Source organism: Duganella guangzhouensis, assembly GCF_009674535.1.
Taxonomy (GTDB): Bacteria; Pseudomonadota; Gammaproteobacteria; order Burkholderiales; family Burkholderiaceae_D; genus Rugamonas; species Rugamonas guangzhouensis.
In genome coordinates, this window is sequence record NZ_WKJK01000048.1 from 1 (window position 1) to 7,016 (window position 7,016).

At 61.2% G+C, this 7,016-nt stretch carries 7 protein-coding genes and 1 rRNA gene; 5 read left to right on the forward strand and 3 right to left on the reverse strand.

Annotation, left to right across the window (positions count from 1 at the left end; genetic code table 11):
* The 3 genes from rrf to GJ699_RS33710 all read left to right on the forward strand — a co-directional run.
* A 5S ribosomal RNA gene (gene rrf / locus GJ699_RS35450) occupies nt 1-98 on the forward strand; the annotation flags it as partial.
* Nucleotides 99-271: 173 nt separating this feature from the next.
* The gene (locus GJ699_RS33705) at nt 272-1,240 is read left to right on the forward strand and encodes a formylglycine-generating enzyme family protein (RefSeq protein ID WP_229262426.1); all 969 of its coding nucleotides are present in this window, start codon (nt 272-274) and stop codon (nt 1,238-1,240) included.
* A 13-nt stretch (nt 1,241-1,253) separates the two neighbouring features.
* The gene (locus GJ699_RS33710; protein WP_154383784.1) at nt 1,254-2,879 is read left to right on the forward strand and encodes a sulfatase family protein; all 1,626 of its coding nucleotides are present in this window, start codon (nt 1,254-1,256) and stop codon (nt 2,877-2,879) included.
* A gap of 10 nt (nt 2,880-2,889) precedes the next feature.
* Here GJ699_RS33710 and GJ699_RS33715 read toward each other — a convergent pair whose 3' ends face one another.
* The gene (locus GJ699_RS33715) at nt 2,890-3,417 is read right to left on the reverse strand and encodes an outer membrane beta-barrel protein (RefSeq protein WP_154383785.1); all 528 of its coding nucleotides are present in this window, start codon (nt 3,415-3,417) and stop codon (nt 2,890-2,892) included.
* Between the two features lie 88 nt (nt 3,418-3,505).
* Nucleotides 3,506-4,405 (reverse strand): AraC family transcriptional regulator, encoded by a 900-nt coding sequence (locus tag GJ699_RS33720; RefSeq protein ID WP_154383790.1) that lies wholly within the window; start codon nt 4,403-4,405, stop codon nt 3,506-3,508.
* 190 nt (nt 4,406-4,595) lie between these two features.
* On the opposite strand from GJ699_RS33720, the gene GJ699_RS33725 reads away from it, so the two are divergent.
* Nucleotides 4,596-4,871, forward strand: a complete 276-nt coding sequence (locus GJ699_RS33725; protein ID WP_154383786.1) for an SDR family NAD(P)-dependent oxidoreductase — start codon at nt 4,596-4,598, stop codon at nt 4,869-4,871.
* Here the strand turns inward: GJ699_RS33725 and GJ699_RS33730 are convergent.
* Nucleotides 4,858-5,463 carry a TetR/AcrR family transcriptional regulator gene (locus GJ699_RS33730; protein WP_154383787.1) on the reverse strand — a complete coding sequence of 202 codons (606 nt, stop codon included), beginning with the start codon at nt 5,461-5,463 and terminating at the stop codon, nt 4,858-4,860. The two genes, GJ699_RS33725 and GJ699_RS33730, sit on opposite strands and share 14 nt — an antisense overlap.
* Nucleotides 5,464-5,543: 80 nt before the next feature.
* Between GJ699_RS33730 and GJ699_RS33735 the strand changes: the two genes are divergently transcribed.
* Nucleotides 5,544-6,746, forward strand: a complete 1,203-nt coding sequence (locus tag GJ699_RS33735; protein ID WP_154383788.1) for a YbfB/YjiJ family MFS transporter — start codon at nt 5,544-5,546, stop codon at nt 6,744-6,746.
* The last annotated feature ends 270 nt before the right edge of the window (nt 6,747-7,016 follow it).

A 7,016-nucleotide genomic window follows, 5' to 3' on the forward strand; every position in this document is an offset into this window, starting at 1 on the left:
AAGTCAGTCCCACCCCTTCCCATCCCGAACAGGACCGTGAAATGACTCTGCGCCGATGATAGTGCTGCAACCAGTGTGAAAGTAGGTTATCGTCAAGCTAGTTATAAGTCAGGAAGGCCCGCTCAGTGAGCGGGCCTTTTTGCGTTTACGCTCCGCCTGCGTAAAACGCATATCGATAGACGTTCACATTTAATATCGATATGGCAAAAAAATCGTGGACCTCGCGCTTCGCGCATCGCTACCATGCCTGCCTCCGACTACAAGGATCCGCATGGCAGACCAGCGCACCACCGCAGCAACCGCAGCACCCGGCATGGTGTGGATACCTGGCGGCGCCTTTCAAATGGGATCGAACCGCTTCTATCCGGAAGAAGCGCCACCGCGACAAGTGGCGGTGGATGGCTTCTGGATCGACACCACACCAGTCACCAATGCGCAGTTCGCGCGCTTCGTTGCCGCCACCGGTTACCAGACCTTTGCTGAAATAGCGCCCGATCCGTGCGATTATCCCGGCGTCGATCCCGAATTGCTGCAGCCTGGCTCGCTGCTGTTCGTGCCGCCGGAAGGCCCGGTGCCGCTGAATGATCACGCCCAGTGGTGGACCTGGAGCATAGGCGCCGATTGGCGCCATCCCTACGGCCCCGATTCCAATCTAGATGGTCTCGACGATCATCCGGTAGTGCACATCGCCCACGCCGATGCGCTGGCGTATGCCAACTGGGCCGGCAAAACCTTGCCCAGCGAAGCCGAGTGGGAGCGCGCCGCGCGTGGTGGCCTGGACGGCAAGGAATACGCCTGGGGCGACGAGCTGGCACCCGAGGGCCGCATGCTGGCCAACTACTGGCAGGGCCAATTCCCGTGGCAGAACACGCTGGATGACGGTTGGTTGCGCACATCGCCGGTGCGCAGCTATCCGGCCAATGGCTACGGCCTGTACGACATGATCGGCAACGTCTGGGAATGGACCGATGACTGGTATGTGCTCAGCGCCGCCCTGGCCAAAAAAGCGCCCGGCTGCGGTTGCACACCGCGTAATCCGCGCGGCGGCCATCAGCAAGACAGCGCCGATCCGCGCGACGCCTCCACCCGGCTGGGCCGGCGCGTGCTGAAAGGCGGCTCGCATCTGTGCGCGGCCAACTACTGCCAGCGTTACCGTCCGGCCGCACGCTTTCCGCAGGCGATAGACAGCACCACATCCCACATCGGTTTCCGCTGCGTGCTGCGTGCCGAATTAATCTGAGAATGGAGTTCACATGAAGCACATTATCAAGCGCGCGGGCAAGCTGCGCCCTTTGGTTGCCGCCCTGCTGGCGGCGGGATTGGCGATATCGCCGCTGCACCTGCCGGCCGCCACGCCGCCAGCCAAGCAAAAAGCTGATAAGCCGAACATGATCTTCATTCTGCTGGACGATCTACCGATCGACGACATCGGCGCTGACAATGCAATCCTGCAGACGCCCAACATCAACCATCTGGTGGAGGGCGGCACCTATTTGCCGCGTGCCGCCGTCACCACCTCGCTGTGCAGTCCAAGCCGCGCCACCATCCTGACCGGTATGTCGGCGCGTAATCACAAGGTGGTCGACAACACTAATTCCAGCGAAGCCGGCCTGACTTTCTTCCCCAGCTATCTGCAAAAGGCCGGTTACCAGACCGCGCTGATCGGCAAATGGCATATGGGTGCCAACAACGACAATCCGCGTCCCGGCTTCAATAAGTGGATCAGCTTTGCCGGCCAGGGGGCCTATCTGCCGCAGGGCGATTTCCAGCAGCACGTGCAGCAGACGTTGAACATCGACGGCAAGCAGGTCGATCGCAAAGGCTATCTGACCGACGAGCTGACCGACTACGCGATTGACTGGCTGGAACATGGCCGCGATCAGAACAAGCCGTTCTTCTTGTACCTGTCGCACAAGGCGGTGCACAGTCCCTGCATCCCGTCGCCCAAATACGCCAACCAGTATCCTCCCGCCACCTACACCGTGCCGGACAGCTTTGCCGATACGCCGGAGAACTATCGCGGCAAACCGGTGTGGGTCAAGAACCAGCGCAACAGCTGGCATGGCATTGATATCCGCTACCTGAACGGTATCGAATCGATCCAGAAGGAGCGGCGCGAATGCGATCAGGTGCTGAGTTCGGTGGACGATAGCGTGGGCCGCGTGCTCGATTATCTGAAGCGCAGCGGGCAAGAGCGCAACACGGTGATCGTGTTCTTCAGCGACAACGGCTCGATGTGGGGCGCGCATGGCCTGGTGGATAAGCGCAGTGCCTACGAGGAGTCGGTGCGGGTGCCGCTGATTGCGTACGCGCCGGGCCGCATTCCGGCTGGCGTGCGCAGCGAGGCGCGGGTGCGCAATCTGGACCTGGCGCCGACTTTCCTGGCGCTGGCGGGACAAGCGGCACCGAAGCAGTTTGAAGGACGCAATGTGCTGCCGCTGCTGGAAGGCAAAACCAAATGGGCGGATTGGCCGCAGGACGATTTCGTCTACGAGTACTACTGGGACTGGGAATATCCGATGACGCCGGCCACCTTCTCCATCGTGCGCAACAACATGAAGTACATCCAGTACTTCGGCGTCTACGATACCGAGGAGCTGTACGACCTGAGCAAAGATCCGCGCGAGATGAACAATCTGATCACCGACCCGGCGCTGGAGTCGGTGCGGATCGATCTGCGCCACCGGCTGTACACCCAGCTGGCGGCGCGCGACGGCGCCCATGCGTTGCCGTTCACCGAACGCACCTCGCGCGGCTTTGTGCTGCGTAATGCCAAGGGGGCGTCGCCGGCGCAATTCCCGCCGGAGTGGAATTTGACGCCGCCCGAAGGCAAGGACTTCCCGTTCCCAGCCTTGCTGGAGCACGCCAAAACGAAGTGACGTCGGTCGGTTAGAACTGGTAGCGGGCGCCGAAAGTAATCAGGCTGACTTCGCTCTTGGTCAGGTAACTGGCTTCCAGGTTCAGCGACCAACGGCGGTTGAAGGCATAGCCGACGCCGACGCCAAAGATCGGATCGGTTTCATCGCGGTTTTCCATGTTGGTACGGTTGCCGCGCATGGTGGTGCGGCCGATGCCGGCACGGCCGAACAGGCGGAAGTGATCGTCCAGATGCGCGGTGCCAAGCACGGCGATGCCGTAGGTGCGGTCCGGATAGTAGCCGGCGCTGGTGAAGGTGCCGCGCAGCGGATTGAGGCTGAGGCCGCGCGTGTAGACCTCAAAGCCGAAGTTCTGGGTGTACTGGTAGCCCAGGGCGCCGGCCAGCGTAACGTCGTTGCTGTCGTCGGCATAGTCGGACGAGGTGGAGGCGCGGCCGAGGTCGACCGACATGGTGACGCCGGGTTCAAAGGCGGGCGCGGCAAATGAAGGGACGGCTGTCGCCGTCAGGCTGAGCGCAACGGCGCTGAGGATGGATCGCATGGATGCTCCTGATAAAAGTGGGATGGCACAATGCGGCATTGCTTATTTTATAATGCCGCGCTGTGCGCATACTATCCCGTAATTATCTTTAAAGCAACCTTGCCGGTTCGATTGGCTGCACTGTCAGATAGCGCCGCATGGCGCTGACTTCTTCGCTGGGGCTGCGGCCGAAGTAGCGTTTGAACTCGCGGCTGAACTGGGATGGGCTTTCGTAGCCGACCTGGGCGCAGGCGGCTTGCGCCGTCATATCGCTGCGCGCCATCAGCAGCCGCGCCTGGTGCAGCCGCGCCGATTTCAGATACTGGATCGGCGAGCAATGCGTTACCGATTTGAAGTGGACGTGGAAGGCCGGCACACTCATATTGGCTTCGGCCGCCAGCATGCCGACATCGATGTTGGCGGCGTAATCGGCGTGAATGCGGCGCAAAGCCTTGGCGATACGGCCGAACTGACCCTGGCTGGTCAGCGCCGCGCGCATGGCCGCGCCCTGGTCGCCCATCAGCACCCGGTAACAGATTTCGCGCACGATGGCGGGGCCCAGCACGCGCGCCTCCAATGGCGAACTCAGCGCTTCCAGCAGGCGCAGCACGGTGTCGCGCAGACGGTCGTCCATGCGGGTGGTCATCATGCCCTTGGGCATGGCCGGCGGTTCGGCGTGTGCGCTCTGGTCGATGGCAAACATCAGGTCGGCCAGCGTGGTGCGGTCGACCCGGATCGAGATGCCGAGGAAGGGATGTTCCGGCGAGGCTTCGGTGGCGGCGGTGAAGGGCATCGGCACCGCCACCACCAGATAGTGGTCGGCGTCGAACTGCAGGATGTCGTTGCCGAAGTAGGTGCGCTTGTGGCCTTGCAGCGCGATGGCGATGCACGGGTCGTACATGGCTGGCGATTTGGTGCTGCTTTGCGTGGAGCGCGTCAGGTGCACGTCGTCCACCAGCGTCTGGGTCTGGCCGTCGGTGCGGGCCAACTGCTTGTGCAGGGCAATCATGCGTTCCACGTTTCACTCCTTGTTGACTACTGCGATGAATAGGAATGATCCATGATTCCGCGCCATGTCGCTACGCCTGCTGCCGCGATCTATAGGATTAGGCAAGAACTACATAGGCATGTGCATTCGCAGCATGGCGTTTGGTCCGTAAGATGCAGTCTGGTGTTAATGGCTTTGAAAGGACTGCACTATGACGCAAATACATCGCAAAGTTATTTTGATCGCCGGCGCCAGCCGGGGCAGCGGTCCGGCGACGGCACGTCAACTGGCAGGCGAGGGTCATCACGTGGTGCTGGGCGCGCGTCGCTCGGCCAGGTTGCATGCGCTGGTGACGGAGATCCGCCAGGCCGGTGGCTCGGCTGAATGGTTTGCGCTGGACATCAACCAGCCGGAGGAAATGCGCGAATTCCTGGCCTTCGCCGAAGACGTCCACAAACGCGTGGACGTGGTGATCAACTACGCTTGAACAAAACTTGTATCAGGCTGCTCGCCGTGGCCTGCAACTCATCCACTCCATAAATCCGTTCCATCACCACATTGCCGCGCGTGAAGGCGACCAGCAGGCGCGCGGCTTCCTTTGGCGGCAATGTCAGGCGCGCCTTGGCGTCGGGGCGCGATAGCCGTTGTTCCAGTACTTCCGCTAATCCATCCAGCATGCCGCGCAGCGCCTGGCGCACCGGCTCGTCCATGGCGGTTTCGTCGGTGGCGATCTTGGTGGTCAGGCAGCCGCGGGTGCGTGACGACGGCGTGCCATCCAGCATCGGCACCGGCTCCGACATCGACGCGATCACATAAGCAAAGTAGGCGTGCAGCGCGGCGTGCGGGTCTTCCAGCCGCATGTGCTCGCGCACATTGGCCAGGTAGCGCTGCTGATAGCGTGCGAACGCCAGCAGGAAGATGTTCTGCTTGTCGCCATAGGCGTGATAGAGCGAGCCGCGCTGCACGCCGGTGGCCTTGGCCAGGTCTGGCATCGAGGTGTTGCCATAGCCCTGCCACCAGAACACATGCATGGCGCGTTCCAGCGCTTCGTCTTCGTTGAATTGTTTTATGCCTGCCATGGAGAGATTATCTTTATGTTTGACATCGCTGTCAAGTTTGACTATGCTGTCAAACTTGATTTCAGCTTGAGAGGATGTTCATGGATACCGCAGAAGACAAGGGCGCGGCAGCGCGTGCCATTTTTGCCGGCCTGTGCGCCAGCCTGGTCGGCATTGGTCTGGCCCGCTTTGCTTACACGCCGCTGATTCCGCCGATGATCGAAGCGCACTGGTTTGCCGCCGGCGATGTGATTTATCTGGGCGCGGCCAACCTGGTCGGTTATTTGATCGGTGCCCTGATCGGGCGGCCGCTGGCGCGCCGCTATGGTGCCCGCGTGACGCTGCGCGGCATGATGCTGCTGGCGTCGGCGGCGTTTTTCGCCTGTGCGTTTCCGTTGTCGATCAGCTGGTTCTTTGGCTGGCGGCTGATGTCGGGCATTGCGGGCGGCATCATCATGGTGGTGGTGGCGGCCACCGTGCTGCCGCATGTGCCGCCGCAACGCAAGGGCATGGCCAGCGGCGCGATTTTTCTTGGCGTCGGCTTGGGGATCGCGGCCTCCGGCACGGTGGTGCCGCTATTGCTGGATATCGGCATGCGGGCGACCTGGCTGGGGCTGGGCGTGCTGGCGCTGCTGCTGAGCGTGGCCAGTTGGGCCTGCTGGCCGCATGCGGTGCATACGCATGTGCCGGTCGGTGAGCCGGACGCGGCGGCGCGGGCGGCGGTGCGCTCCGATTTGCATCTGGTGTATCTGCAATACGCGTTGATGGCGGTGGGGCTGGTGCCGATGATGGTGTTTCTGGTCGATTACGTGGCGCGCGGCCTGGGCTGGGGCGCACACACGGCGGCGCTGTTCTGGATTGTCTACGGCGTGGGCGCGACGCTGGGGCCGATGGTGTACGGCGCGGTGTCTGATCGCGCCGGTCCGGCGCTGACCAGTCACCTGGCGATCTGGCTGCAGATCGGTGCGATGGCCTTGCTGATGCTGTCGACCAGTCATATGGCGCTGCTGGCGGCCACCCTGGTCATCGGTTCCTTCCCGCCAGGCATTGTGCCGGTCACACTGGGACGTGTGCACCGCATACTGCCTGGTGATGTGCATGGGCAGAATGTCGTCTGGAGCAAGGCGACCACGGTGTTTGCTTTGTTCCAGGCGCTGGCCGGCTATGGCTATTCCTATGTGTTCGGTCGCAGCGGTGGCAACTACCATTTGCTGATGGGGATAGGTGCCAGTGCGCTGGCGATCGCCTTGCTGGCGGACGGCGTGAAGAAAGCCCTTGCCAAACCTACGGCTGCCTTGATATGATTCTGTCCCTCGCAAGACAACGCAGACGCTGAAAAGCGAAAACGAAGAAAAGCGAGGGGTTGACGAGAAATAAGAAATGCTTCATAATCTTTCTTCTCTGCTGATGAACAAAACGCTTCTTCAGCTAGCAAGACCGAACAAGATCTTTAAAAATTTACAGTCGATAAGTGTGGGCGTTTGATGCTGCAACAAAAAGCATTAAATGCTCAACAAAGAAATATTCAGTAGAAATACTGTCAGTATTTTGAGAAGAGCGAACCATGACCAGCA